Source organism: Virgibacillus litoralis (genome assembly GCF_017873675.1).
GTDB lineage: Bacteria > Bacillota > Bacilli > Bacillales > Amphibacillaceae > Lentibacillus > Lentibacillus litoralis.
Map to the genome: position 1 here is coordinate 21,002 of NZ_JAGGKK010000016.1, position 24,406 is coordinate 45,407.

Consider the following 24,406-nt stretch of genomic DNA (forward strand, 5'->3'; position numbering starts at 1 on the left):
TCGTCTAACATAGATTCAAGTAAAAATACCAAGCCAAACCCCGTTAATCATCGCAAGTATAAGGATGATTTTCTCATATGCAGAGACTTGGTAATGATTATCTATTTGCATTTTGAGGACTAAGAAAATGGCAGTCGCTATCACAGCTAACGCTCCAATCATTGCCAAGATACGATCAGCTCCCAGCCAGACCGCGCATAATCCGGCCATCGTGAAATATAACAAGGCAGGCAGACGACTGAATGCAGATCCAAACTTTTCAAAAGCCCAGACGACACTTGTTTTTTTGATAGGGGATGCGTTTCTATCAGCGTCTCGATCTGGTATATGATGAACCATTACCCAGGCTAAACAAAATAAGGCATTAATGAGTGCGTTTTGCAGCGCCCATGTCGGGATTGAATCCAGTGTCAGCCAGGCACCGGCAAGCCCGAGTACAAAAACAGACGGAAACATAGACAGCCATTCCCCAATAAAGGGACGATAACTGAATTGAAATGGACGGAGCGAGTATGAAATGGCTCCCCATAGACCAATAGCTAGTAATAGAGCGATCTTAAAGAAACCAAATATGATTAATCCTACGACAATCAAACTTAGTGAAAATATAAGCCATTTCCCCAGCAGCCAAAGTGAAGAAGCAGAAATAACACCAGTCTGAATGACACGACTACCACCTGACAAAATTGCCGGGCTATTCTGATCTGTTCCTGAATTATAGTCAGCGAAGTCATTCAACACATGCGTCAATACTCCGTGAATTAGGAAGGCACCGAATAGTAATAACAGGAATACCAAAAGCAATTTATCAGGAGCGACAGTATAATACAATAATATCGGTAGAATAGTAGAAACTATTGTCGTAACACTTGAAGAGACTACCGCTATTGACCGTAATAGAATCCAGCTATTTTTGATTGGGGCAAGTATCGATTGATTCATATCTTTTTTAACTCCTTTATTCGTATATCACTTCTACTTTACACTATACCCTTTCTACTAAAATTTGAAAGCGATGAATTAGTATTTTCGGAAGGAGGTAGGTGTCCGGTTATGAATAATTTCATTATTCATAACTACTATCGATTGTTGGGGGTGAAAAGTGGCATGGGGAGGGAATGTTATTGAATTTTAATATATTCAGGTTCCATCCATCTAAAACGTAATTTTTTCACTATTTATCCTATTTACTTTAATATGTTAAAATTTAGAAAAGATATAAGTAGGTAATTATTAAAGAATTAGTAACAATTTGGGAATTAGTTAGTAAGATGGGAATTTCAATTGAGGGATGTATAGATGGAGTTTGACGCAGTTATTATATATAACTGTGACGATTATAATATGAACTAAAATGATTTTGAAAGAAAATTGCTATATATTGATACAACTCGTGCATTATATATATTGATTATTTTTTGACAACAAAATATTGCATACACGTTAAAAACAGAAGTGAGTCCAAATACTTCTGTTTTTTATATACAAATTAGATTAGGAGGTTATGTAATGAAGAGGTTGGACAAATTTATAGATGAATCTACAATTCCAGATTGGGAAAAAGACTATTACTTTGATGTATTGAAGAGTTTGCAAAAGGCGGAAAAAGAGGAACTAGTAAGTCTATTTAAAAAGTCGAATAAAGAACATCGTGTCCTTCAAATTGGTAGATTAAATCAGGAATTACAGTCTCTTAAAATTCGGAACATAATCACGATAGGTGATTTGTCTTTATTTGAGCATTCAATTGGTTTATTACCAAAATATCCTCATTTAGCAAAGCACATGCAGCATTTTTTCAAAGCAGATCCATAGTTTGATTCAAAGAGGTCCCAGCTGTGTCGCAAATCCGTTTTAGTGTATAGTATTTTTATTGCTTAACAAATTTTTGTACACCCAATCAGTTATTATAGTTAACAACTACATGTAGCTATGCTTTTGCGTCACCAAAACTTTAAACTACATCAATTATACTATACAATTATAGTAATATAATTGATATTTCTAACAACGACTCTAATAGAAAATTAAAGGGGTACATAAATTGAATGCATTGAAACTTGGTTGGATTGATTATTCAAGTGAACATAGGGACAAGGTGATGGCGGTGCTTCATGCACTTGCTGAACCCGGAGCGGTGGATGAGCTGGGAATTGGTTTGATTCGAGATGGATTTGCAGATATTCTGTTTCCGGGTACTTCCACAATCCAGACACGGGCGAAGTATTTTTTTATTGTTCCATATTTATTAATGGAGCTGGAGAAAAAGAGTTTCTCGACACCAAAAGAACTTATTGACCAACTTGGTGAAGAAGAGGTTTCTTTAATCGAAACGTTAAATAAAGAGGATTCGAGTGGAGTAATCGGTGCTCGGGCTGGCAAGAAACTTAAGCGGAAACCTTCTAATATTTATTGGAATGGTTTAAGGACATTTGAGGTTTTTAAACATAGTTCCTTGTCATTGGACAATTATGCGAAAGCTGTTTTCAGGATGAAAAATAAGAAAGAGGCAGCAAAATCTTTTGGAAATGAGGAGTCAGATGAAGCTGGATCTATAAGTGGAGAGTATTCCAGTACGTTCTGGCGATGTATACTCCCTGAGTCTAACTGGAAATATAGTCTTTCCATGGAACTTTCGTTTGATGAAGCTCACTTTTTAAAAGAACGGATTACGACCGCTGAGAAATCGAAGGATAGTTTATTTTCCTATTTGTTATCGCAGGATTTCGATAAGCTTAAAAAGATAGATGACTTTGATGCTATTGGAGACATGTTTTCGTTACCTGATAATTTATTTGAAGATTATATTAGAGCGAAACGTTTTAATCAGTTTATTTCAGGGGCAAATATTCGATACAACGTGATTTTGTCAGATGGTGAAAACAAAAAGGCTTTACAGAAATGGTCTGAGTGGCTTAACAGCTCGTTTGTTAAAGAAGAATTTGAATCCTTTAATTACATGGATGTCATTAATCGCCTACATATAAAGAACTCTAAGCTGATTATATTTCTTCGTGAATGGCAAAAAGCGGTTTTATCAGGGGATCATACTACAATAGATCGGCTTATAATAAAACGGGAAATTGAGCTTAAATCACGAGACCGGTCAAAATTACAGAACTCTAAAATATTTACCTATGAGGATGGGGCTTGGGTTGGTACTCCTAAACTCCAATATCGTTTTAAGGATGCGAAAGTTATTATTGAGGATATTTTTGCAGGTCTGGGGGATTACAATGCTTAAACCAGCTGAAAATCGACTTAATTACTCCGAATTACTCACACCACCATTAGGGTACGAGGTTGAATTTGCAATCGGAACAACATATGCATTGGATTTAGAGGCGCTCGTGGGTGTTCCGTTGGCGCTAAGTCTGTCTGAGGAAATGGATCAAACTTTTCAAGATGATCCTATTTATGTGCTTGAAGGGTTACGAAGAAGTGCAGATAAGTTTGCGATTTTTTGTGAAGCCGGGCAAATTAAAATACCACAGAACCAAAATTCGATATTCGCTATGATGGAAGATAGTGTTTTTGAAGTAGCTCTAGAAAATAATCGATCCTTTCACCCAAAAGTATGGCTGATTAAGTACCAGAACAGTAACAATGAAGTATTATACAGACTACTTGTGTTAACACGGAACCTAACGTTTGATCGAAGTTGGGATATTGCGATTGCGCTTGAAGGGAAGAGGACTGACAATAAAACCTATAAGAATAAACCACTAGCAGATTTTTTTCAGTACCTTGTAGATGTCACAGGAGAAGATGAGAAGCGAAGGCAAATCAAAAGTATTATTTCAGAACTGGATTATATACAATTTGATCCAGCAAATAAATATATCCCTGAATTTGATTTTTGTCCTCTTGGAATTTCAGGGTACGGTAAAGCGGAAACAGGAATTTTTGAAAAATACCATCAGCTGATTGTCATATCTCCATTTATAAGTGAGAGCACTATTTCTGAACTAAACGAACTTGAATTAAGCAACGCTAAAAAGGTGCTAATTACAAGGAAAACAGAATTGCAAAAACTTACGGAATCGATGCTTTTTCATTTTGATGTATTTACATTGAAAGATTCAGTCATTGATGGCGAGAGTGCTATAAGTGGGGATATTAATGAAGTTGAAATAACTGAGCTCCAGGATATTCATGCAAAGCTTTATGCCAGAACTAAATATAATCAACATCATATTTATATTGGTTCTGCGAATAGCTCAAGAAATGCATTTCATGGCAATGTTGAATTTTTAATCAAGCTAAAATATAAGAAACACGGATTTAGGATTACTGATTTACTGGAGGATATGTTTGGTGATGAGGAAAATCCTTTTGAAAGAATTGAAATCATTCCAGAACAAGAAGAAGTAGAGTCCGACTTAGCAGACTTACTTCAGAAGGGAATAAAACAGCTTTGCAGAACTCAATCAGGTGCGTTTGTTGTAAAAGAAGATAATGACGATTATTCATTAAACGTAACATTTGAAGATATTCCTGAAGGATGTGACTTTTCAATTGGTCCACTGTTGAGTACTAAAGAGTTGCCTCTTCAGAAAGAAACTTCTTTTGACAAATTGAGTTTATTAGAGCTAGGAAATTTTTATAAAATAGCTGCAGCAAAAGATGGGGAAAAGGTCCAAAGAGTTATCAAGATTAAGACAGATGGTATCCCTGAAGAACGTGAGAAGGAGATTTTTCGTTCGATTATTAAAGACTCACATACTTTTCTAAAATATGTTGCTTTTCTTTTATCGGATGATTTCTTATTATCCGTGTTAGAAAATCTGGAACAAAAGAATTCAGGTTCTGGTAATTGGGACATGGATACAGGAGACTATCCAGCACTTTACGAGAATATGCTCAAAACAGCTGCCCGTTCACCGGAAAAACTGGAAGATGTAGAAAACATAATTAATATTATTGAAAAAGAGGACATTATTCCAATTGAATTTCAGCAATTGTATGAAACGTTCATTCTTGCAGCAAAGAAGGTGAAAAAATGATTGACTTAGTTCGAAAAGAAGAAGAAATACTATCTGGTTTGAAAGATTTTCAAAAAGCGACCGTTGATCGAGTTTATAGCTTATTTACTAATGAATTTAACCGTGTGTTAGTAGCCGATGAAGTAGGGCTTGGCAAGACAATGGTAGCTAGAGGGGTTATTGCTAAGATTGCTAGGTATCATGAAGAACGGTTACAAGATGATCTGTTTAAAGTTGTATATGTTTGTTCCAATTCCAATATTGCTGGACAAAACCTGGCAAAGCTTAAAATTGATCAACGAGTAACATTAGATGGGCTATCAGATACGCGTTTATCGATGCAGCATATCAAAATATTTGAAGACACGTTTGACCCTCAAATTAAAGAAAACTATATTCAACTTATTCCACTAACTCCTTCAACGTCATTTGATATGACAGGTGGTTGCGGAAGTGTGTTAGAGAGAGCTTTAATCTATTCTGTGTTGAAAAGATATCAACCTCTAGAACCCTATTTAAATGAATTTGATAAGTTGATGACTGATAAGGCTACTGGTAGCTGGGAACAAAAAAAGGAAGAATACGGAGATAGAGTTGAGGCTTGTGATGAAAAAAGTGATGGAGAATATCTAAACGTTATGCTGGAGAAAGTGGATGAATTTTTCCAACAAGAACCTTTTTTACTTAATGAGATCGCTAACTTATCTGATGTCATCCAACGAGAATGGGTGCCAGGTAGAAGAGTGAATGGAGCAACCAGGGTTATTCAAAAGCTGCGAAAAATGATGGCAGAAATTAGCGTTGACTTGATTGATGCCGATCTTGTTATCATGGACGAATTTCAACGGTTTCCAGAATTGATTAATGCTGATGGGGAAAGCGAAACAGCTATGCTTGCCAGCAAATTTTTTAACAGTCCAAAAGCTGACGCCAATGATGTGAAGATATTATTATTATCTGCAACTCCTTATAAGCCTTATTCCACGCTTGAGGAGATATCAGAAACTGGAAGCGATGAACATTATAAGGAATTCATGCAAGTTACTGATTTTTTATTTGAAAAGCATACGGAACATAGACAGCAATTTAAAGAAGTTTGGAGAAACTTTTCCTATGCGTTAAGTCAAATCTCTGAACAAGATTTCTCAATGATAATTGCGAAAAAGCAGGAAGCAGAGGATAGTCTTTATAAAGGAATTGCCAGAACGGAGCGTATTTTGGAAGAGGGTACGAATGAGATTGCGGAAGCTTCCGTTGACAAGACTCCATTAGAGATTACCCAGGATGATGTTTCATCGTATATAGAAATGGATTCACTGTTACAAGACATTGGACTAAAAGACAAGGTTCCCGTTGAATATGTGAAATCGGCTCCTTTTTTGATGTCATTTATGGATCGCTACAAACTGAAGCAAAAGATATCACAAAGTATTATGGAGAACCCCGGAAATAACAAGTTAGCAAATAATCCTCTAATGTGGATTGATAAAAAAACGATAGATAGATATGGAAAGTTAAGAGAAACAAATGCCAGACTAACAAAATTAAAGGAAGTAGCCTTATCAAAAAATGCAGAGAGATTAATGTGGATTCCTCCATCCTTACCATATTATGAATTTGATGGAGCTTACTCGGGTCAAAGCCGATTTTCAAAGGTACTTGTATTTTCTGCATGGGAAATGGTTCCACGAACAATAGCGACGCTTCTCTCTTATGATGCAGAACGCAGGACAGTTGGTGAATTGGTCAAGCAAATACCTAGAAAAAAGCGGTCAAAGGTGCACAAATATTTTCATCCAAGACGTTTTCCCTCACCAAGATTAACATTTGTAATGAAGGATAACGCACCATCAAATATGAATCATTTATCACTTTTGTATCCTTCTGTCACGTTGAAGAAATTATTTGATCCGATCGATGTGTTAAACAGAAATCTATCACTAGATGAAATAAGAGAAGAAATAAAAGATAAACTTCACCTTCTGCTTGGTAAAATAGAATATGAGCCAAGTGAAAACGTTTCTAGGCAAGATGAACGGTGGTATTATTTTGCACCTGTTTTGTTTGATTTAGAAGAGGATATCATTCAGGAATGGTTTAACAGCGATTATCTGTTATCCACTTTAGCTGACAACGAAGAAGAAAGACATAGTGGGGACACAGTTGCACTAGAAAAACATTTTGAAGAGGTAAGAAAAATTTTTCATAATAATGAACTGCCTATACTTGGTAAACAGCCAGATGATTTATTGGATGTACTAGCTACTATGGTGTTAGCATCTCCAGCAGTTTGTTCTTTGAGATTACTTGAGAATCCTGATAGCGACTCACTTCCTTATGCTGTTCAGTTAGCAAAGATTATAGTTGATCGTTTTAATTCCCAGGAAGCAATTTCAATTGTTGAATTGGAGTATGGGAAAAAAGATAATAATGCACATTGGAAAAACGTGCTCAAATATGGTGTGTCAGGAAATATGCAGGCAATGCTTGATGAGTACGCCCATATGCTGCTTGAAGAAGGTGGACTGAACAAAGTTGAGGAGCAGGAGCGTAATAAACAACTAGTCAAGACTATGTCAAAATCATTAAATACGCACACAGCTAGTTACAATGTTGATACGTATCGAACGTTTAAAAATCGTGTCATGAACGATCAGAAAAAAGGAAATCAATATATTAAAATGAGAACCAATTATGCTGTTGGTTTCTATGATACTAGAAATGAAGACAACACACTTAATCGAAAAGAAAATATCAGACTTTCGTTTAATTCACCATTTCGACCATTCGTTCTGGCTACAACCTCAATTGGACAGGAAGGACTGGACTTTCATTATTACTGTCGAAAAATAATGCATTGGAACCTTCCGTCAAATCCAATCGATCTTGAGCAACGCGATGGCAGGATTAACCGTTATAAGGGCCATAATATTCGGCAAAACATCGCTAGTAAATATGGTGATATTTCATTCACAAAAAATGTATGGCAGGAAATGTTTACTGCTGCAAACCAGATAGAAAGAGACTCTCAGACATCGGAATTAGTACCTTTTTGGTCATTGGCAGGGAACCAAGATATCAATATTGAACGTATATTTCCATTGTACCCAATTAGCAGGGATGGAGCTAAATATAATAGGCTTATGAAAATATTAGCACTTTATAGATTAAGTCTCGGACAAGCGCGTCAAGAAGATTTACTAGAGAATTTACAGAAAAACAATTTTGATGAAGATCAGTTGAAGGATCTGTTTATGAATTTGAGTCCTTTTTCGAAGAAGTGATTGTCTAGTTTGATGGAAAAATTCATGGGGGGATTTTATGAGGAGGATTGCTTTAATAAGCTGTACAAAAAGTAAACAAGCATATCCGTGTCAAGCTAAGAAAATGTATCGTACTTCTAATCTTTTTACGAAAGCTGTTTCATACATTGAAAAACAAGAATATGATGACTGGTTTATCCTATCTGCTAAGCATGGTTTACTTAATAAAGAAACATTAATAGACCCCTATGATATTACATTATTGTCTATGAATGCCAAACAGCGGAAAGATTGGTCACATAATGTATTTTTTCAATTAAGGACATTAAGTGATTGTGAATTTGATTTTTATGCAGGCTCCAAATACCGGGAGTACCTTATTCCTTTACTGAAAAAAGAGGATTTTATTTGTCGTATACCGTTACAAGGATTACCAATAGGTAAGCAACTTCAGTATTATAAACAGGCCTTAAATGATGAAGATTAGTAGGATTTTTAGTTGTGCTAATGAAAATAGTCAGGGGAGATATTATGGAAGAAACGGAGTTAGTTACTTCGATTGATGAAGTAATCATCAATGTTAAGCAGTTTAATAAAGATTTAGAAGAGGGGACGAATCTTGTTAGTCAGTTAACAATGTTTAAGCAATGGTATTACATTTCTAGCCTAGGTATGTTCGGACCAAGTAAATATATTGGTTATAAAAATATGAACACTTTGAGATATAACCGTGGAAAAGGAAAGACAGGTATTGATACTGAAAAAGTTCTTACAAAATGGTTTATAAAACTTCCTACTAGCTCTAAAGACGAAAATATGTATATGAATAAATTGATAGGTTTAATTAATTCATATGATAAGAATGTCAGAAGCAATTCCTGTATCCATATTCTTAAGTAGTGTGGTGGTGTGATATTAATGGATGCTCTCGAACTCAAAGAAAGAATAGACAATATTACTATTTGGAAAAAAGGAGATCAGCGGGCTCCTCATAAGCCGCTGTTAATATTATTTGCCCTTGGCCAGGTTCAAGTAACTAATTCAAGATTTCTACATTATGAATTTGTAAGAAATAAATTAATGGAGCTGTTAAGAGAATTTGGTCCTGTACGGAAATCCTATCATCCAGAAGAACCCTTCGTACGATTGAAAAATGATGGTATTTGGGAATTGAGTGGTGCAGTGAATTATCAGAGCCCTAGCAATAAATACTTGCTTACTAACAATATTGCAGGTGGATTCACTCGTGAGGTTTTTAATCTTTTAACTAAAAAACCAAATCTATTGCAGGAAATTGCCCAATCCATTTTAGATAAACATTTTCCAGATACCATTCATGAAGATATAATAGATTCAGTTGGTCTAGATTTTAATTTTTATAAGCGAAAGAAACGTGATCCTTATTTTAGAGAGAAAATACTCAGAGCATATGGATATAGCTGTGCTGTCTGCGGATTTAATGTCCGGCTTGCACATACATTGGTAGGGATTGAAGCAGCACATATTAAATGGCACCAGGCAGGTGGACCTGATCAAGAAGAAAATGGATTAGCCCTTTGCTCACTACACCATAAGCTGTTTGATAGAGGTGTGTTTACGATTTCAAAAGATCGAAAATTGATCGTCTCCCAGGATGCCCATGGAACTAATGGTTTTAAAGAAATGCTGTTAGATTATCATGGTCTGATTATAAGAAATCCAATTGAACAGGTATACTACCCGAATAATTCTTATTTAGATTGGCATGTGCGTGAAGTGTTTAAGGGACCGGAAAGATACATACTTTAGATATATCCACGACAAACACACAAGCCCAAAGCGGTTAGTGTGTTTTTAAAAAAGGATTTATTTCACATAAGTAGAATTAATAAGTAACGAATTAAAACTTAATAGGGGGAGAAATGTGAAGAGAATAGGTCGTATATCTTTTTTATTACTATTCGTATTATTTATTGTTGCGGCTTGTAGCAATAATGAAGCTAGCAGTAAAAAAGATACAAATAGTATGAAAACAGAGAATGTAAGTGATGAAGACTCAAAGTTAGATGAAACAATTGATGCATCCACAAATGGGGTACCACAGGAAGCTGTGGAAATTGAATCATATTGGCCAACTGAGGAATGGCGGAAAACCTCGCCCAAAAGCGTTTCTATGGATAGCTCTTTATTAATTGATATGTTCCAAAAAATTGAGGATGAGGAGATACCGATGGAGGGTTTTATCGTTGTGAAAGATGGATATATCGTTGCTGAAAAATACGGAGGGAAATATAGCGAAGAAACGCCCCATCCAATATATTCAGTTACTAAAAGTTTAACCTCTGCTTTAGTAGGGATTGCAATGAACCAGGAAGCAATTAAAAGTGTTGATGATAGAGCAATTAACTATTTGGATGAAGATAAATTAACAAACTTAAATAAATGGAAAAAAGAGCTCACGATTGAAAGCTTTTTAACCATGAAGTCCGGACTTGATTTCCCTGAGCAAACACAAAAAGGTTTTTACGAATCAGATGTTTGGAAAGAATTTATGGGGGGAGAAAAACCAGCGTACTTTATCTTTAATCGTTCAGTACGTGAAAATCCAGATTCCTGGAATTATAGTACTGGTGATGCTAGAGTTGTATCAAAAATAGTTCAGGAAGCTACTGGTGATAAGCTTTCCAATTATGCACAACAAAAATTGTTTAATCCGCTAGGTATCTCAGGTGTTGAATGGCCATCTGACCGTTCCGGCACGTCACTTGGAGGTACTGGTGTGTTAATGAAACCGCGTGACGTTGCCAAAATTGGATACTTATATTTGAATGATGGGAAATGGGCAGATAAACAAATATTACCTAAAGGCTGGGTGAAGGAAAGCACGATTTCTCACGGAGATACGAACGGTAACTTTGATGGAAATAAATATGGTTATTTCTTTTGGTTAAAACAGGTAAACGGTTATGATACGTTTAGGGGCATGGGATTATATGGGCAGTACATGGTTGTTGTTCCGGAATTGGACCTTGTTATTGTTCAAACCTCATCTGGTATGGATGTTGACCCACTATTAGAAAAGTATATTATTCCTTCGATAAAGTAGGAAATATTGCCAGAATGCATCCGTCAGCAAACAGCAAAGCTCAATGTAATTAATTTAACAACAAGTGAAAGGGGACAGCCCAGATGAAGTTAAGTGTATTGGATCAGGCGCCGATTTCAAGAAATTCCAATGCCAAGGAGACGCTGAATAATACATTAAAACTAGCAAAAATAACAGAAGAGTTAGGGTATACAAGGTACTGGGTTGCTGAGCATCATAATACAAATGGGCTGGCAAGCACATCGCCGGAAGTACTTATAACACGGATTGCATCGCATACAGAAACAATACGAGTTGGTTCAGGAGGAGTGCTGCTTCCCCAATATAGCCCGTTTAAAGTGGCGGAGAATTTCAAAACGCTTGAGGCATTTTTTCCAGATAGAATTGATTTGGGAGTTGGACGGTCTCCGGGTGGATCACATACTACCCGCTTGGCATTGACGGATAGCGTGAATAAAAGCATGCGCGATTTCCCAAGACAGCTAGCTGATTTGCAGGGTTTTCTGCATAATACGTTACCAAAAGAGCATCCGTATCGTATGGTGAAAGCGGCTCCGCGGTTGGAGAGTGTGCCACCAATATGGGTGTTGGGTTTATCGGAGCGAGGTGCCCAGAATGCTGCTGAATTAGGACTTGGATTCGTATTTGGGCATTTTATAAAACCAGCAAATGGTCAAGAAGTCATGGAAGCATATCGAAATAATTTTCAATCCTCGCCAAGCCTTGACCAGCCAGAAACGATGGTATGTATATTTGTTGTGTGCGCCGACACGGAAGAAGAGGCAGAAGAACTGGCGTTGAGTCAGGACAAGTGGCTATTAAGTGTTGGTAAGGGAGCGGATACAAAGGTTCCTTCGATTGAGGAAGTAAAGAAGAAGGAATTCAGCGATGAAGAATTAAACGAAATCAAGAAAAACCGTGAGCGCTGTATTATCGGAACAGCGGAGAAGGTCAAAGAAGAATTGAAGCGTCTCAGTGAGTTTTATCAGACTGATGAGTTTATGATAATAACAAATATCTATGATTTTGATGCAAAAGTGCATTCGTATCGGTTGCTTGCAGAAGCTTTTGATGTTGAAGATCATGAAAGAGTGGGGGGTAGGGAATGAAGTGAACATCTTCAAATATATTGACAGTATAAATAGATAAACTTATATTTATAATAAGAATAAGGTATCGAGTAGCTACAACTACTCGATACCTACAACTACAGACCGCATAAAGAGTGGTTGACCAATATGATGTTGTAGCATAAGAAGTAATCGCTTGCCATTGGTACTGGGGGCGGTTACTTCTTTTTTTCTAGAAAGACGACAATAGTTACAATTAGTGTCAGTGTCGCTATTAGTGAAAGACTAAATTGTTCTACTAAACTCAATGCTTCAAATGTCGTCATCCTACCACCTCCCTTCTGTAAGGAAGATGGCCAACCGCCCACTATACTATGTAGTTGATGCATAAATTTTTTCACATTATTTTATTTATTAATAGCAAAATACGAATTAGCGTTTGTGTTATATTATTTTTATCGTTGAAGGGAATTTTGAGGGATAAGAGCTATCAGCGGGACAAGGTTCCTGACCCTAATGTCCCGCCAAGATTAATATTCGTTATATTGGACATCCTATTTTGGTGTATGGATTAAATTGGTGGGGGTTAGTTTATTGACTTTGGTTCGTCTTGGTTATGTAGCTATGAGCGTACATTTAGAAAATGCTTCACCGTCCAAAACGATGACGTACACTAGATTCTCCAAGTTAGACGATAGGGATGCGGCAATCCGGAAATTAGAACAGATCGCAGAAACAAATTTACATAATTGTCTCAGACTGTTTCGGCATAATTTGGCGCATGATATCGCTTTTTTTCGTCTATCCTCTAAACTCGTCCCTTTGGCTACTCACCCTGATCTTAAAGGCTGGGATTATATTCAATCAGTGCAATCATCATTGGAAGAAATACAAAAATTTCTTACACGTAATCCTAATGTCAGGGTCGATTTTCATCCGGACCATTTTGTGCTGTTGAATTCGCCTGGACCAGATGTTTTAAAAAATTCGATTAAAAGTTTGCGCATGCATTTTAGGCTCCTTGAGGGGATGGGAGTTAATCCTGAACATCGGTGTGTGCTGCATGTTGGCGGAGGATATGGTGATAAAGAAAAAGCGCTCGAGCAATTTATTCATAATTGGGCATTTGTATCGCCTGAATTACAAAGCATGATCATTCTGGAAAATGACGATAAGGTTTTCACACTTTCCGATACATTATATTTAAGTGAGAAGCTTGCTGTTCCAATGGTGTTTGATTATCATCACTACCTTGCAAATCACACAGAAACAGAAAACTGGCGTGAAAACTGGGAGCGCATTGTCCAGACGTGGAAATCGTCGACAGTGCCTGTGAAAATGCATATTTCAAGTCCCAAGTCAGATAAACAATTTCGCGCCCACTCTGATTATGTGGACAGTGCGATGTTTATGGATTTTTTAAGAGAAATTAAAGGAACTGTTTCGCAAATAGACTGTATGATTGAAGCAAAGCAGAAAGACGATGCTTTATTTAAATTAATGGATGATATACAAAAGTATCCTGAGATTGAAATCGTTGATGGAGGTAGTTTTCATATCACGTAAGACTAACTAGTAGAGAGAATCGTACTACTTTGAGCACCTTCCTTAGAAAATAACGGATTCAGTAAGGGAGAGTAAACAATAAATATCACACTAAAAAGGAGTACAAATCGCATAGCGTTTCGTACTCTTTTTTATTGATATGACAACGTTTATCTGTTTTTAACACCCAGATTGACATAGTTAATAGCAACCTTTTTAACAAAAGTACATAAATTTATGTACAGTGTGCATTTAAGTTGTGAAAAAGAGTGTTAAAAGCAATGTTGCTTTAAATGTGATATGCGATGCTAATAGTGAGTTGTTCTACATTTTGGAAAGGTTTTCTGGGAATTTATGTTAAAATATAGATAGAAAAACAGAACGAGCTTATTCAACTAACGCCGGAGGATAGTTGAAGAGTATTCTATGGGATTAGCAAATTGAAGACTCAACAGAGTATAGGGAGGTCTATGGTGAAAAGATTAGATATAAATATTATTATGCGAAATAAAAAAATATTATTTCCCTTGTTAAGTATTGTGATAATTGTAATAGCAGTTATTTTAATTTATTTATTTTCATCAGTTTCAACAACAACAGCAGCCATTACAGTTTTGGAAAAGGGCTACTCTGAGGAAAATAAAGAGGCTTTTATCATAACAGCTCCTCCCAATTCATCTAATGAACTTTATGAAATAAAAATATTAGTAAAAGAACCTATGGTATGGAATTTAATTGAAAAAGAAAAAATCTACACCGTCAATTATGTTTCAAAACAAGGTGATAGAATCTTAAAACAAATTCATATATTTGGTGATGACAAAGCAATTGAATAACTAATATTTTAGTAATGTAACAAACGGATGCTTTAACACAATGACATACCAGCATCCTTATTCAACTATTGAAGAAGAATATGTGGAAATTGTAACCTTGTTATGAAAAGGAGGCAAAATAGAAATGAAGTTTTATAAGATTACAGGTATTGTATTTATTATTATGTCAGGGTTAATTTATACTTTAGAAAAGGGATTTTCATTACTTTCTACCAGTATAGTTCGGGCTGGTTTTTTCTCTGGGGCAAAAACAGGTGGAGTTCCTGAAATTGAAGCAAGTGGTTTCTTCGGTAATTTATATGTTCCGCTTTTTTTGATTCTTGGGTTGTTGTTTATAATTTATGGATTCTTGAAGAAATAATAGTATTAAACAAACGGGTGCTTATCTTGATTAAGGGATACAGCCCTTATTGCGTTAAAGAAGCAGGATAGTTTAAGAAGAAAAAGTTAGGGTGGTTTTATGCTGAAAGGTAAAAGATTAACACTCCGACCAGTTGTTGAAGAAGATTGGGAACTTAGGTATAAATGGTTAACAGATCCTGAAATCAACTCAACTTTACCATCTGGGAATGGAATCCCTTTAACTCCTAATACAGTCAGAGAACGGACACGAAAGTATGCTGAATCAAATGATAAAAGTGTCTACTTTACAATTTTTAATAAAGAGGATAAGTCCATTGGAAACGCACAATTGTATAAGATTAATCCGTGGAATCGCAATGCTGAGTTAGGATTGTGGATTGGAGAAAAATCAGAATGGGGAAAGGGTTATGGAACTGAGGTCGTCGAAATTCTTGTTAACTTTGCATTTAGTCGTTTAAATTTACACAAAGTTTATCTTACTGTTGATTCAGACAATATAGGAGCAATTCGTTGTTATGAAAAGGTAGGTTTTTATAAAGATGGTGTACTACGGGATGAGGTCTTTAAAAACGGAAAATATGTAAACCGAATTTATATGAGTATTCTTGAAACTGATATAATAAAAACTTAAGAGAACTTAAGGCCGATTTAATTTTAGTGTTTAAGGGTTAATTTCTACCAAGACTTTATTTCACTATCGGGTGCAAGAGTTAAACAAGGCGAACATCAAATTGTTCGTCTTGTCTTTTTGTAAAAACCTAATAATATTTTGGAATATTATGTTAGTATTTATATGGAGATATTGAACTAACTAGCAGGATTGTGGAATAAGGAGAAATATGAAACGTCTAATAATGAACTGACGTTTGTGTATGAAGGAGGTTGGAAAAATCAAAAAAATTAGTTTTATTATTTTACTTTTCTTCATACTTTATTTCGCCACTGGCTGTGAAAGTGCGAGTCCAAAAATAACAGAAGAAGAAGCAGAGTCAATCGCTATTGAACACCATTCTGGTGAGACAGGTGAAGATAATATTATATCAGTAAGCCATAAAAGTGGCGAGTATATAGTTAAGTGGGAAATTGACGCAGATTGTAATTTTGGCACTTATTATATAGATGACCAAAGCGGTAAGATAGTTAAAGGCGAAGAAACCAGTTGTTAGTTTAATGAAAAGCAAATGAAAGATATACAATTAACTGGTGCTTATCTTGAATAAGGAGAACGTTACTTATGGTGAGCAAACGGATTAAACAGTATATAGGGGTGTTTAACACCAATGAGAATTGTTTTTGTAATATTGATTTTTCTATTTTTGTTTACACAAATATTTGATTATGAACCATTACAAATTATATTTGCGGACTTTTATTCATTTATTAGTAATTTCGGTTTTTCCATTCTTATAGGTTTTGTTTTGTTCGGTTTTATATTTTTTTGGTTTGCAAAGAAATAACAGTCACGTGCTTTGATATTTCTATTGTGCTAACGGGAGCGATAGCGGAACAGAGGTGTCGCTTCTTCAACTATTTAGCAGGTTACCTTAAAAAACCTATATAATTATGGATTTGCAAGAAGTCGGTATTAGTGGATTATAGTTCTTTAATTACAAAAAGTAGGGTGATAAGTCAATGATAGGAATAAGTATTGCGACGAAGTGGGAATATGAAGCGACATTGGAATACTTTAGCATAAAAGATAACGAACGTTTCGGTTATCCTTATGGCGAGTATTTCATGAGAACAATTAATGATACTGAGCTTGTTTTTTATAGTACCGGTGTAAGAAAAGTAAATGGTGTTGGTGGTAATCAGTATATGATTTCTAAATTTAATTTAACTAAAGTAATCGTTGCTGGAACATGTGCAGGAATAGATGATAAGTTCAGTAATTTGGATATTTTTGTACCCGATAAAGCCGTTCAATATGATTGCACAGTAAAAGAAATTGAGCCTTTTATTAAACAATCCTTCATAGTCGATATTGATTTATCAAAATATGGAAATGATTTTTATACCGGAACAATTGGCACCGCTGATAAATCAGTAGTTATGCGGAAGGACTATTTAGAACTTAAAGAAAACAAAATAATAATAGCCGATACAGAAGCGAGTGCAATTGCTTATATCTGTAAGAAGAATGATGTTGAGTGCATTATTATAAAAGGAATATCTGATTTTCCAACAGAAGAAAGTAACTCTTATAAATTCGAATCGAACATTGAACAAATTAATATTTATTTAGAAAACACCCCCAAAGTTATGAACAAAATATTTGGCGAATATTTAAAGAGATTTATTTAAATAATTTTGAAGTTAATCGAAAGATTGTGATTGGTGATGAAACTTCTCCTCTAATGGAGTCTCCTTTCAATAGCAAGATTGTGAAAAAATGCACTTATATTAACGGGTGCGATTATTCAAGAACAGTCGCTTTTCCCTTTTCCACTAATGCAGCAGTTTAGTGAAAGAAGAAAAGTTACTATTTATGGGGCATTAGTTGTACTCTTTAAAATTTAGATGTGTGCTAGTTTGACGGGGAGGTAAAATGAGGAAATCCATAGAAAAAATTATTTATTTTGTGTTCACAATTTTAATTTTTATGGTGTTATGGAAAGTTACAGGTGAAGTTTGGGAAGAATTTGTTCCTTTGAATTATAAAACAAATTTAATAGGACTTATTTTTGTATCACCTATAATAATTATACTTTCATTTGTCTTATCCAGTTTGACCTTTCAATTTATTAGGAAATCTGATTAAAGGTTTGTTATTGCATTAACTGGTGCTTTCCTTGAATAAGGAATTGCACTACTTGTCCAACTATAGAAGCAGGATAGTGCAATTAAGAATTAAGGTGGGAATGGCTTGGAAGATAAAATAACAAATTCATTAAAAAAAATTCCAAAAGTAGAACAAGGTCAAAAGGTTGTTCTCGGAATAGATGGATTAAGTCGTTCTGGTAAAACAACATTAGTAAGAAACATCGAACAGCATATTCAAGAAAAAAATATTTTTACTTGTGTTTTGCATATAGACGATTACATTGTAGAAAGAGAAAGACGTTATAACACTGGTAATGAAGAGTGGTATGAGTATTACAATTTGCAATGGGATGTAGAATGGCTAAAAGAAAATTTGTTTAAAAAACTAAAAGAATCTAATGAACTACAATTATTAACTTATGACAATAGTTCCGATTCACAAAAACTACAGACCGTCAGAATCCCTAATACTTGTCTAATAATAATCGAAGGAGTATTTTTACAAAGAGAAGAGTGGAGAAATCACTTCGATTTTATGATTTTTCTGGATTGTGTAAGAGATGAGAGATTCAATCGTGAAAGTGGAGAAACACAAACTAACATTGAGAAATTTGAAAAGAGATACTGGAAAGCAGAAAATCATTATTTGGAAACAGTTTCACCAATCGAACAATCCGATTTAGTCATTCAGAATTAAAATATAAATTAAATGCTTGTGAAGGCTTACACTTAAACTACCATGAAAATTCACTTCCAAATATCGAGAAAAAGACAAAACTAAAGAAGACGCAGCACGTCGATTTTTTAAAAAAGGAGGGCGCCAAATTCTAATTACATTAAGGTTGAATGGATCATATCAAGAAGCTTTTGGTTCTACAATTGAAACAGTATACCCTAGGCTTTCTAACCTTCGAACTGAGTGCCGAACAATAGATTGTTGTTTTTGCTTATCGAAATAATCTTCGCCTAAATCTACATACATTTCTTTACGAGTTAATAGATAATAGGCAATACGCAATATCGCATGAGCTACTACAATTCCTGCTCGTTTTTTACCCTTTCGTGCAGCAGTACGACGATATAGTGCACCAAGATAGTTTTTTGATCCTCGGACAGAATGAGCTGCTTCGATTAATGCTGATTTTAAGTATTTGTTCCCATTTCTAGTTTTAGAGGATTTTCTTTTTCCAGCACTTTCGTTATTTCCAGGTACTAATCCTGCCCAAGAGCACATTTGGGGTGCGCTAGGAAATTGTTTCTTATGTCTGTTCCAAGTTCAGCAAGCATTTGTTCAGCCATCCGAGTCGCAATGCCAGGAATGGAATCTAAACGTTCTACGTCTTCTTGATAAATACTAACTCTATTTGCTACCTCTTGATCTAACATATCAATTTGTTCCGTTAAGAAATCAATATGATTTAAGATAGTCTTTATCATAAGTCGTTGATGAACGCTAATATAACCTTGGAGTGCGAGTTTAAGTTCGTCCTTTTTCTTTTTCATTGTTCGTCTTGCAAAGTTTGCTAGTTTTTCTGGGTCGTTTTCGCCTTCGGCAATTGCACGAAGCATATCACGAGCTGACACTCCCATTACATCTGAAACAACGGAACCAAGCTTAATATTAGCTCCTTCTAATACTTTTTGAATTCGATTATGTTGTCTGGCACGCTCTTCAATGATACTTCGACGATAACGAACAAGTTCACGCAACTCTCGTTGGTTACGGTCTGGGATGAAACTAGCTCTGAGTAAGCCGTGGCGAAGTAGTTTGGCAATCCATTCGGCATCTTTTACATCGGTTTTACGCCCAGGAACAGACTTAATATGTTGAGCATTCACTACTAGAAACTCTATATCTTCTGCTTCTAGTAAATTGACAATAGGTTTCCAATAGACACTTGTACTCTCCATTGCCACATGTGTACACCTATATTCCTTAATCCAGTCAACAAGCTGTATTAGGAATACCGTTTTAGTAGAAAAAGTTTTAATCTCCTTTCCTTCTGGAGTGATGATACATGCAGTAATGTTGTCTTTATGGACATCCATACCACAGGCTCTTTCAATGATTATATCCATTGAAAACATCCTTTCTACGGCATATTATATTGGAGGCTGGTGCAACAACCAGAATAGGATTAATCTACCATGAGTGCTTCCCGTAAGGGAGCGACAGTCAGTGATGCACCGTGGTCGAAGGAGTCAGACTAACGGATGGGCTCTAACGCACCATAGTTTATCGACCTTCCTCATCCAGCCGTAAAATCAGTATAGCCACATTTTATTTATTTTCATTCTCTGTGGTGTAGCGCTGGTTTTTGCGCTACATGGATGACTAACGGGTAGCAATAGTTTAACAAGGGATCGTCGATTATGGCGATCCTATTCTTAATTAAAGAATTATTGGAATTTTATGTTAGAATAAGTACGTGAATTAATGTACTTAAAGTAACGCAGCAGGTTAGTTTAATAGCGAAAAGAAACATTGCAACAATCTTTTGGTCTTAGAAATTAGGGGGAATAAAAGTGAAGAGATTATATCTCTTATTATTGTTAATAGTTTTAGTTGGTTGTAATAAGGGTTACGATTCGCTGAATGAAGCAGTGCAAAGTCAATGGAAAACTCCAATAGAAATTATCAACCAAGACAAAGATAAACATTTAGTTTACTATTTAGACCAAACTCAACATATATTAGGCGTTTATCATTATGAGAATGGTAAGTATAGTTATGATAATGAACAAAGTGTTGGAATAGAATCTGAATCGGGGACTGGTTTACCTTTTCTTTTATCAGCTAATAATTTTGAAGGCGTGGGAAATATAATTCACGGGGCAATTAAAACGGAGAAACATGAAATAGAAAGGTTTGTTATTGAATATAAAAATGGAGAAACACAGGAAATTAAAGCAAAAAACAATACATTTATAACTGAATTTCCATTATATCTAACAGTAAGTCCAAATGATTTTCTTTCTAAAGTTGAAAGTGCTTATGGCTATGATAAAAACAATGAAATTATTGAAAGTTGGAACTAGGTTTCTCTTTTAAAATATGTGAAAGAATATACTTAAAGTAATGGGTGCTTTCCTTGAATAAGAAATTTCGCTCCTTGTCAGCTATAGACGCAGAAGAGTTGAAGAATGTTAATTTATTAAATATTGAAACAAAAAGAGGAGTCTTTTCGTATTTACAAGTAATCAAATAGGTTAAAGGGGGAGCTTTAAATTAAAAGGTTTTTATATTATTTAGTTTGTACAGTTATTATTGGATTTATTTTTTACCTGGGAGCGAAGTATCAAATTCGATTAGAAGAAAAGGCGGATATAACATTTGAATTAATGCCTGTTTTACTATTCACAACTATATACCCAATTGTTATCGGACTGTTCTTACGGTTGCCCAAATTGATTATAGAGATTAAAGAAAAAAAACAATGGACGTTTGATTGGTTTAAGGTAGTCGCAATAGGTATTCCTGCCTTATATATAGCATCGTTACCAATTTTGTCGACTACTGGAATGAATTTTGTATTCGCAATAGATTTGATGCTAATGGGAACTAAATTGATAACAATAGCTGGCATTGTTTTTGGTTATGTTTTATTGGACAGTTTAAAGAAATAAATGTCTCTAAAGGGGTATTCGCACTTATACATAATCCAACAAGTATGGGGGTTAAAAATATTTCATTACACTTGAACAGTTATTGGTGGGAGGGATTAAATTTTGCAATTTTTTTTAAATATAATCGTATACTTATTTTCAAGTAAAAAAATACGGGTTTATACAACGATAAATCAACAAGATTATTATAAGGTTGTTTCCCTTTTAGAATCGGAACTTATGAAGTATAGAGTTTCTATAACATCAAATACCAATGCAACAGTTCCTGGTTCTTACAGTACCTTTGGAGAAGTTTATAAGATTTATGTTAATAAAGATGATAAAAGAAAGGCACTAAAAACAATCAATAAAAAATCTTTAGAAATCTAATTAAAGTAATGGGTGCGATTGTTGAAGAAACAGTAAGCATTTTTATTAAACTAACTTTCAGGATAGTCCAAGCAGAAATGGGATGGCTAGATATAATGTGGGGGGTTATTTTATTGAAGAGAAAGATAGTTCTCTTAATTGCTCTACTAATTTTTGTGGCTAGTTGTAGTTCTGAAAACGACTCACAAGAAGATAAAACAATGTTTTTATACAAAGGTTCTAGTTTAGGCGATAGAGATTATGCTTCAGCTATTCTGAATATGTTGCCCTACCAAGAAGATTCAAACGGATTTGCTAGATACACTGATGAGAATCTTATAATAGCTAAATATACTAATAAAACAGAGGAAGCTGCTCGTAAGATTGTATTGACTAATGCTACTTACATTTTCAACTTAATAGAAGGTGTCGATAAAATAATTTTTAAATTCCAAGAACGGCGGTATAGTGTACACAAAGAGGAATTAACAAAATGGTATATGAGTGATAAACATCTTCAAATTTCAAAGAAAAAAGAACTAAAGAATCTTATAGAAAAGAATTTAAATGACCCCCAAAGAGTAAAGACTTTTTTTGAAAAGTAAATGCTGGATTTTCAGTTTAACAGTAATTTCCAAATTGCTTATTCAAGTAACGGGTGCGTTAGTTGAATAAGAAAATTAAATATTACCTTATAAAAACGCTCAGGTTTTCTGAGCGTATTAGTTTGCTATTTATACTGTTAAATACAGTTCAAATTGTATGCTAATTTATATGTTATTTCTAGTTTTATTAGTATTTATCTCTCCCAAAACTGAACCCGTTACTTTAAAAGGAGGTGTTTTTCTTCTTATCAATGACATTTTTAAAGGAATTAATGATTTTGAATAGAAATAATATAGTGAATGAGAAGAAATGGTTATTGTTCGCTTTCAACCAATCTATTTCCTTTGGGAGGGAGAAAAATGACAAACAAGATTCAAAAAATCACACCAAATTTGTGGTTTGATTCACAGGCAGAACACGCTGCAAAATATTATGTTTCAATTTTTGAAAACTCTAGGATTGACGGTATTAAATACTATGGAAAGGAAGGATATGAAATTCACGGGCAAGAAGAGGGAACGGTAATAACAGTGGATTTTCAGCTGGAAGGTCAGAATTTTGTTGCGTTAAATGGTGGTCCACATTTCAAATTTAATGAAGCAATATCATTTATTGTCAATTGTGCGTCACAGGAAGAAGTAGATTACTACTGGGATAATCTTTCTGAAGGAGGAGATGAACAGGCACAACAGTGCGGTTGGCTTAAAGATAAGTTTGGTGTGTCCTGGCAAATAGTCCCGACGGTCTTAACCGAAATGTTGAATGATCCAGACCCTGAAAAAGCAGGTAGGGTTATGTCAGCAATGCTGCAAATGAAAAAAATTAATATAAAAGAATTGAAAGAGGCTAAAGGAGAATAGGGCTTTATTGAAACCTGTACTTAATTTAACAACAGATATTAAAAAGTAAAAATGACTTGGATATTTCTCCAAGTCATTTTTACTTGTCGCGTGAAATTTAGCTTGTAAATCTCTGTTTTATAACCCACAAGTGCCACTGTTTAGAAATCGTTATTATTTACATTCTCCTCAAAGTAATTACCCCAATGTGGTTGCGTTCCATCAATATCTGTAAAATTATATATTTCGGAAAGTTGCCAGCTGCTTAAAACGCTACCAGTAAATCGGTTAACATCTGTGTCTAAGGCAAGGTGTTTTATTGCTTCTCCGATATAGAAAGGAGTCTCAGAGGCAATAAAATGCTTTTCTACTTTTGCGCCTTCCTGCCAGTTTTCCTCAGTTACGCCAAACAATTCGAGCATCGCTTCAGAACGAAGGAATCCAGGTGTTACTGCAACTGACGTTATTTTATAGTTTTTAAGGTCAGCAGCCAGGGCCTGTGCCATATGAATATTAGAAATTTTAGCGAGACTGTAGTATAAGTTTCCACGGTATGTATTGTCTGTACCATCTGTAATTTCAATGATTAATCCTTTGTTATTTTTCTTCATTAGTGGGACTGCATAATGAGAAGTAATAATGTGTGACTGGACTGCTTGTTTTTGTATTTGCAATCCGTCCTGCAAGTCATGCTCGCCAAATGGCTTTTCCCAGTTTGTAAGTGGATCACCTCCCCAAATGTCATTAATTAATATATCAAGCTGTCCATTTTGCTCTTTATTAATACGATTGAATAAGGCCTCGACTTGTTTTTCCTCAGTGTGATCTACTTGTATGGGGATACCGTGGCCGCCAGCATCCGTAACGAATTTGGCTGTATCTTCAATTGTTTCTTTTCTTTGCATTGGTGACATTTCTTTTCTGGTGGATCTTCCTGTTACATAAACAGTTGCACCCGCCTCCCCCAGTTTAATAGCAATTCCCCGACCGGCTCCTCTAGTTCCACCAGCAACAACAGCGATCTTTCCGTTTAACGTTCTCATATAATCAATCCTTTCAAATCAGTTACTAGAATT

The 24,406-nt window shown here is 35.1% G+C and carries 24 protein-coding genes and 1 pseudogene; 21 read left to right on the top strand and 4 right to left on the bottom strand.

Translation table 11 applies throughout. The annotated features are described in order from the left end of the window. Positions 1 to 15: 15 nt before the first annotated feature. Entirely contained in the window at positions 16 to 942 is a 927-nt protein-coding gene (locus J2Z82_RS13800) for a prenyltransferase (RefSeq protein ID WP_209481363.1), read from the bottom strand. A 567-nt stretch (positions 943 to 1,509) separates the two neighbouring features. Between J2Z82_RS13800 and J2Z82_RS13805 the strand changes: the two genes are divergently transcribed. From J2Z82_RS13805 to J2Z82_RS13845, 9 genes are all read left to right on the top strand, one after another. Next, complete coding sequence (locus tag J2Z82_RS13805) at positions 1,510 to 1,815, top strand: hypothetical protein (protein ID WP_209481364.1); 306 nt, start codon at positions 1,510 to 1,512, stop codon at positions 1,813 to 1,815. Between the two features lie 229 nt (positions 1,816 to 2,044). Beyond that, positions 2,045 to 3,244, top strand: a complete 1,200-nt coding sequence (locus J2Z82_RS13810; protein WP_209481365.1) for a DUF6361 family protein — start codon at positions 2,045 to 2,047, stop codon at positions 3,242 to 3,244. After that, positions 3,237 to 5,006 carry a phospholipase D family protein gene (locus J2Z82_RS13815; RefSeq protein WP_209481366.1) on the top strand — a complete coding sequence of 590 codons (1,770 nt, stop codon included), beginning with the start codon at positions 3,237 to 3,239 and terminating at the stop codon, positions 5,004 to 5,006. The genes J2Z82_RS13810 and J2Z82_RS13815 overlap by 8 nt, the downstream gene beginning before the upstream one ends. Beyond that, entirely contained in the window at positions 5,003 to 8,269 is a 3,267-nt protein-coding gene (locus tag J2Z82_RS13820) for a helicase C-terminal domain-containing protein (RefSeq protein WP_209481367.1), read from the top strand. Before J2Z82_RS13815 ends, J2Z82_RS13820 begins: the two co-directional genes overlap by 4 nt. 37 nt (positions 8,270 to 8,306) lie before the next feature. Continuing rightward, positions 8,307 to 8,735 (top strand): DUF6884 domain-containing protein, encoded by a 429-nt coding sequence (locus J2Z82_RS13825; protein ID WP_209481368.1) that lies wholly within the window; start codon positions 8,307 to 8,309, stop codon positions 8,733 to 8,735. A gap of 20 nt (positions 8,736 to 8,755) precedes the next feature. Continuing rightward, positions 8,756 to 9,148: a hypothetical protein gene (locus tag J2Z82_RS13830; protein WP_245251721.1), complete on the top strand. Its 393-nt coding sequence runs from the start codon at positions 8,756 to 8,758 to the stop codon at positions 9,146 to 9,148. Positions 9,149 to 9,166: 18 nt separating this feature from the next. Next, on the top strand, positions 9,167 to 10,036 hold the full coding sequence (locus tag J2Z82_RS13835) for a phosphorothioated DNA-binding restriction endonuclease (RefSeq protein WP_209481369.1): 870 nt from the start codon (positions 9,167 to 9,169) through the stop codon (positions 10,034 to 10,036). A gap of 115 nt (positions 10,037 to 10,151) precedes the next feature. Continuing rightward, a complete protein-coding gene (locus tag J2Z82_RS13840) occupies positions 10,152 to 11,333 on the top strand; it encodes a serine hydrolase domain-containing protein (protein ID WP_209481370.1) in 1,182 nt (393 codons plus the stop codon). 83 nt (positions 11,334 to 11,416) lie between these two features. Then, on the top strand, positions 11,417 to 12,442 hold the full coding sequence (locus J2Z82_RS13845) for an LLM class flavin-dependent oxidoreductase (RefSeq protein ID WP_209481371.1): 1,026 nt from the start codon (positions 11,417 to 11,419) through the stop codon (positions 12,440 to 12,442). Between the two features lie 179 nt (positions 12,443 to 12,621). On the opposite strand, the gene J2Z82_RS19415 is transcribed toward J2Z82_RS13845, so the two are convergent. Beyond that, positions 12,622 to 12,729: a putative holin-like toxin gene (locus J2Z82_RS19415; RefSeq protein ID WP_245251717.1), complete on the bottom strand. Its 108-nt coding sequence runs from the start codon at positions 12,727 to 12,729 to the stop codon at positions 12,622 to 12,624. Positions 12,730 to 12,997: 268 nt separating this feature from the next. Between J2Z82_RS19415 and uvsE the strand changes: the two genes are divergently transcribed. From uvsE to J2Z82_RS13880, 7 genes are all read left to right on the top strand, one after another. Then, a complete protein-coding gene (gene uvsE, locus J2Z82_RS13850) occupies positions 12,998 to 13,969 on the top strand; it encodes a UV DNA damage repair endonuclease UvsE (RefSeq protein ID WP_209481372.1) in 972 nt (323 codons plus the stop codon). A 452-nt stretch (positions 13,970 to 14,421) separates the two neighbouring features. Further along, positions 14,422 to 14,784, top strand: coding sequence for a hypothetical protein (locus tag J2Z82_RS13855; RefSeq protein ID WP_209481373.1), 363 nt, complete (start codon positions 14,422 to 14,424; stop codon positions 14,782 to 14,784). A gap of 124 nt (positions 14,785 to 14,908) precedes the next feature. Continuing rightward, positions 14,909 to 15,145, top strand: a complete 237-nt coding sequence (locus J2Z82_RS13860; RefSeq protein WP_209481374.1) for a hypothetical protein — start codon at positions 14,909 to 14,911, stop codon at positions 15,143 to 15,145. Between the two features lie 99 nt (positions 15,146 to 15,244). Beyond that, positions 15,245 to 15,778: a GNAT family N-acetyltransferase gene (locus J2Z82_RS13865; protein WP_209481375.1), complete on the top strand. Its 534-nt coding sequence runs from the start codon at positions 15,245 to 15,247 to the stop codon at positions 15,776 to 15,778. A gap of 241 nt (positions 15,779 to 16,019) precedes the next feature. Beyond that, positions 16,020 to 16,313, top strand: coding sequence for a hypothetical protein (locus J2Z82_RS13870; RefSeq protein ID WP_209481376.1), 294 nt, complete (start codon positions 16,020 to 16,022; stop codon positions 16,311 to 16,313). A gap of 466 nt (positions 16,314 to 16,779) precedes the next feature. Then, positions 16,780 to 17,451 (top strand): 5'-methylthioadenosine/S-adenosylhomocysteine nucleosidase family protein, encoded by a 672-nt coding sequence (locus tag J2Z82_RS13875; RefSeq protein WP_209481377.1) that lies wholly within the window; start codon positions 16,780 to 16,782, stop codon positions 17,449 to 17,451. A 562-nt stretch (positions 17,452 to 18,013) separates the two neighbouring features. Then, complete coding sequence (locus tag J2Z82_RS13880; protein WP_209481378.1) at positions 18,014 to 18,607, top strand: kinase; 594 nt, start codon at positions 18,014 to 18,016, stop codon at positions 18,605 to 18,607. Between the two features lie 159 nt (positions 18,608 to 18,766). On the opposite strand, the pseudogene J2Z82_RS13885 reads toward J2Z82_RS13880, so the two are convergent. Continuing rightward, a pseudogene (locus J2Z82_RS13885) lies at positions 18,767 to 19,989 on the bottom strand (IS110 family RNA-guided transposase). A gap of 447 nt (positions 19,990 to 20,436) precedes the next feature. Here J2Z82_RS13885 and J2Z82_RS13890 point away from each other — a divergent pair. The 5 genes from J2Z82_RS13890 to J2Z82_RS13910 all read left to right on the top strand — a co-directional run bounded on the left by J2Z82_RS13890 (position 20,437) and on the right by J2Z82_RS13910 (position 23,351). Continuing rightward, positions 20,437 to 20,949, top strand: a complete 513-nt coding sequence (locus tag J2Z82_RS13890; RefSeq protein ID WP_342453648.1) for a hypothetical protein — start codon at positions 20,437 to 20,439, stop codon at positions 20,947 to 20,949. A 369-nt stretch (positions 20,950 to 21,318) separates the two neighbouring features. After that, entirely contained in the window at positions 21,319 to 21,537 is a 219-nt protein-coding gene (locus tag J2Z82_RS19420; RefSeq protein WP_245251718.1) for a hypothetical protein, read from the top strand. A 102-nt stretch (positions 21,538 to 21,639) separates the two neighbouring features. Further along, positions 21,640 to 21,906, top strand: a complete 267-nt coding sequence (locus tag J2Z82_RS13900; protein WP_209481379.1) for a hypothetical protein — start codon at positions 21,640 to 21,642, stop codon at positions 21,904 to 21,906. Positions 21,907 to 22,019: 113 nt separating this feature from the next. Beyond that, a complete protein-coding gene (locus J2Z82_RS13905; RefSeq protein ID WP_209481380.1) occupies positions 22,020 to 22,490 on the top strand; it encodes a DUF4825 domain-containing protein in 471 nt (156 codons plus the stop codon). A gap of 360 nt (positions 22,491 to 22,850) precedes the next feature. Further along, positions 22,851 to 23,351 carry a VOC family protein gene (locus J2Z82_RS13910; protein ID WP_209481381.1) on the top strand — a complete coding sequence of 167 codons (501 nt, stop codon included), beginning with the start codon at positions 22,851 to 22,853 and terminating at the stop codon, positions 23,349 to 23,351. 140 nt (positions 23,352 to 23,491) lie between these two features. Here J2Z82_RS13910 and J2Z82_RS13915 read toward each other — a convergent pair whose 3' ends face one another. After that, positions 23,492 to 24,373: an SDR family oxidoreductase gene (locus tag J2Z82_RS13915; protein ID WP_209481382.1), complete on the bottom strand. Its 882-nt coding sequence runs from the start codon at positions 24,371 to 24,373 to the stop codon at positions 23,492 to 23,494. Between the last annotated feature and the right edge of the window lie 33 nt (positions 24,374 to 24,406).

Coding starts and splice junctions, on each gene's coding strand:
- J2Z82_RS13800 (WP_209481363.1), bottom strand. CDS start 942: ATGAATCAATCGATACTTGCCCCAATCAAAAATAGCTGGATTCTATTA.
- J2Z82_RS13805 (WP_209481364.1), top strand. CDS start 1,510: ATGAAGAGGTTGGACAAATTTATAGATGAATCTACAATTCCAGATTGG.
- J2Z82_RS13815 (WP_209481366.1), top strand. CDS start 3,237: ATGCTTAAACCAGCTGAAAATCGACTTAATTACTCCGAATTACTCACA.
- J2Z82_RS13820 (WP_209481367.1), top strand. CDS start 5,003: ATGATTGACTTAGTTCGAAAAGAAGAAGAAATACTATCTGGTTTGAAA.
- J2Z82_RS13825 (WP_209481368.1), top strand. CDS start 8,307: ATGAGGAGGATTGCTTTAATAAGCTGTACAAAAAGTAAACAAGCATAT.
- J2Z82_RS13830 (WP_245251721.1), top strand. CDS start 8,756: ATGAAAATAGTCAGGGGAGATATTATGGAAGAAACGGAGTTAGTTACT.
- J2Z82_RS13835 (WP_209481369.1), top strand. CDS start 9,167: ATGGATGCTCTCGAACTCAAAGAAAGAATAGACAATATTACTATTTGG.
- J2Z82_RS13845 (WP_209481371.1), top strand. CDS start 11,417: ATGAAGTTAAGTGTATTGGATCAGGCGCCGATTTCAAGAAATTCCAAT.
- J2Z82_RS19415 (WP_245251717.1), bottom strand. CDS start 12,729: ATGACGACATTTGAAGCATTGAGTTTAGTAGAACAATTTAGTCTTTCA.
- J2Z82_RS13860 (WP_209481374.1), top strand. CDS start 14,909: ATGAAGTTTTATAAGATTACAGGTATTGTATTTATTATTATGTCAGGG.
- J2Z82_RS13865 (WP_209481375.1), top strand. CDS start 15,245: ATGCTGAAAGGTAAAAGATTAACACTCCGACCAGTTGTTGAAGAAGAT.
- J2Z82_RS13870 (WP_209481376.1), top strand. CDS start 16,020: ATGAAGGAGGTTGGAAAAATCAAAAAAATTAGTTTTATTATTTTACTT.
- J2Z82_RS13875 (WP_209481377.1), top strand. CDS start 16,780: ATGATAGGAATAAGTATTGCGACGAAGTGGGAATATGAAGCGACATTG.
- J2Z82_RS13910 (WP_209481381.1), top strand. CDS start 22,851: ATGACAAACAAGATTCAAAAAATCACACCAAATTTGTGGTTTGATTCA.
- J2Z82_RS13915 (WP_209481382.1), bottom strand. CDS start 24,373: ATGAGAACGTTAAACGGAAAGATCGCTGTTGTTGCTGGTGGAACTAGA.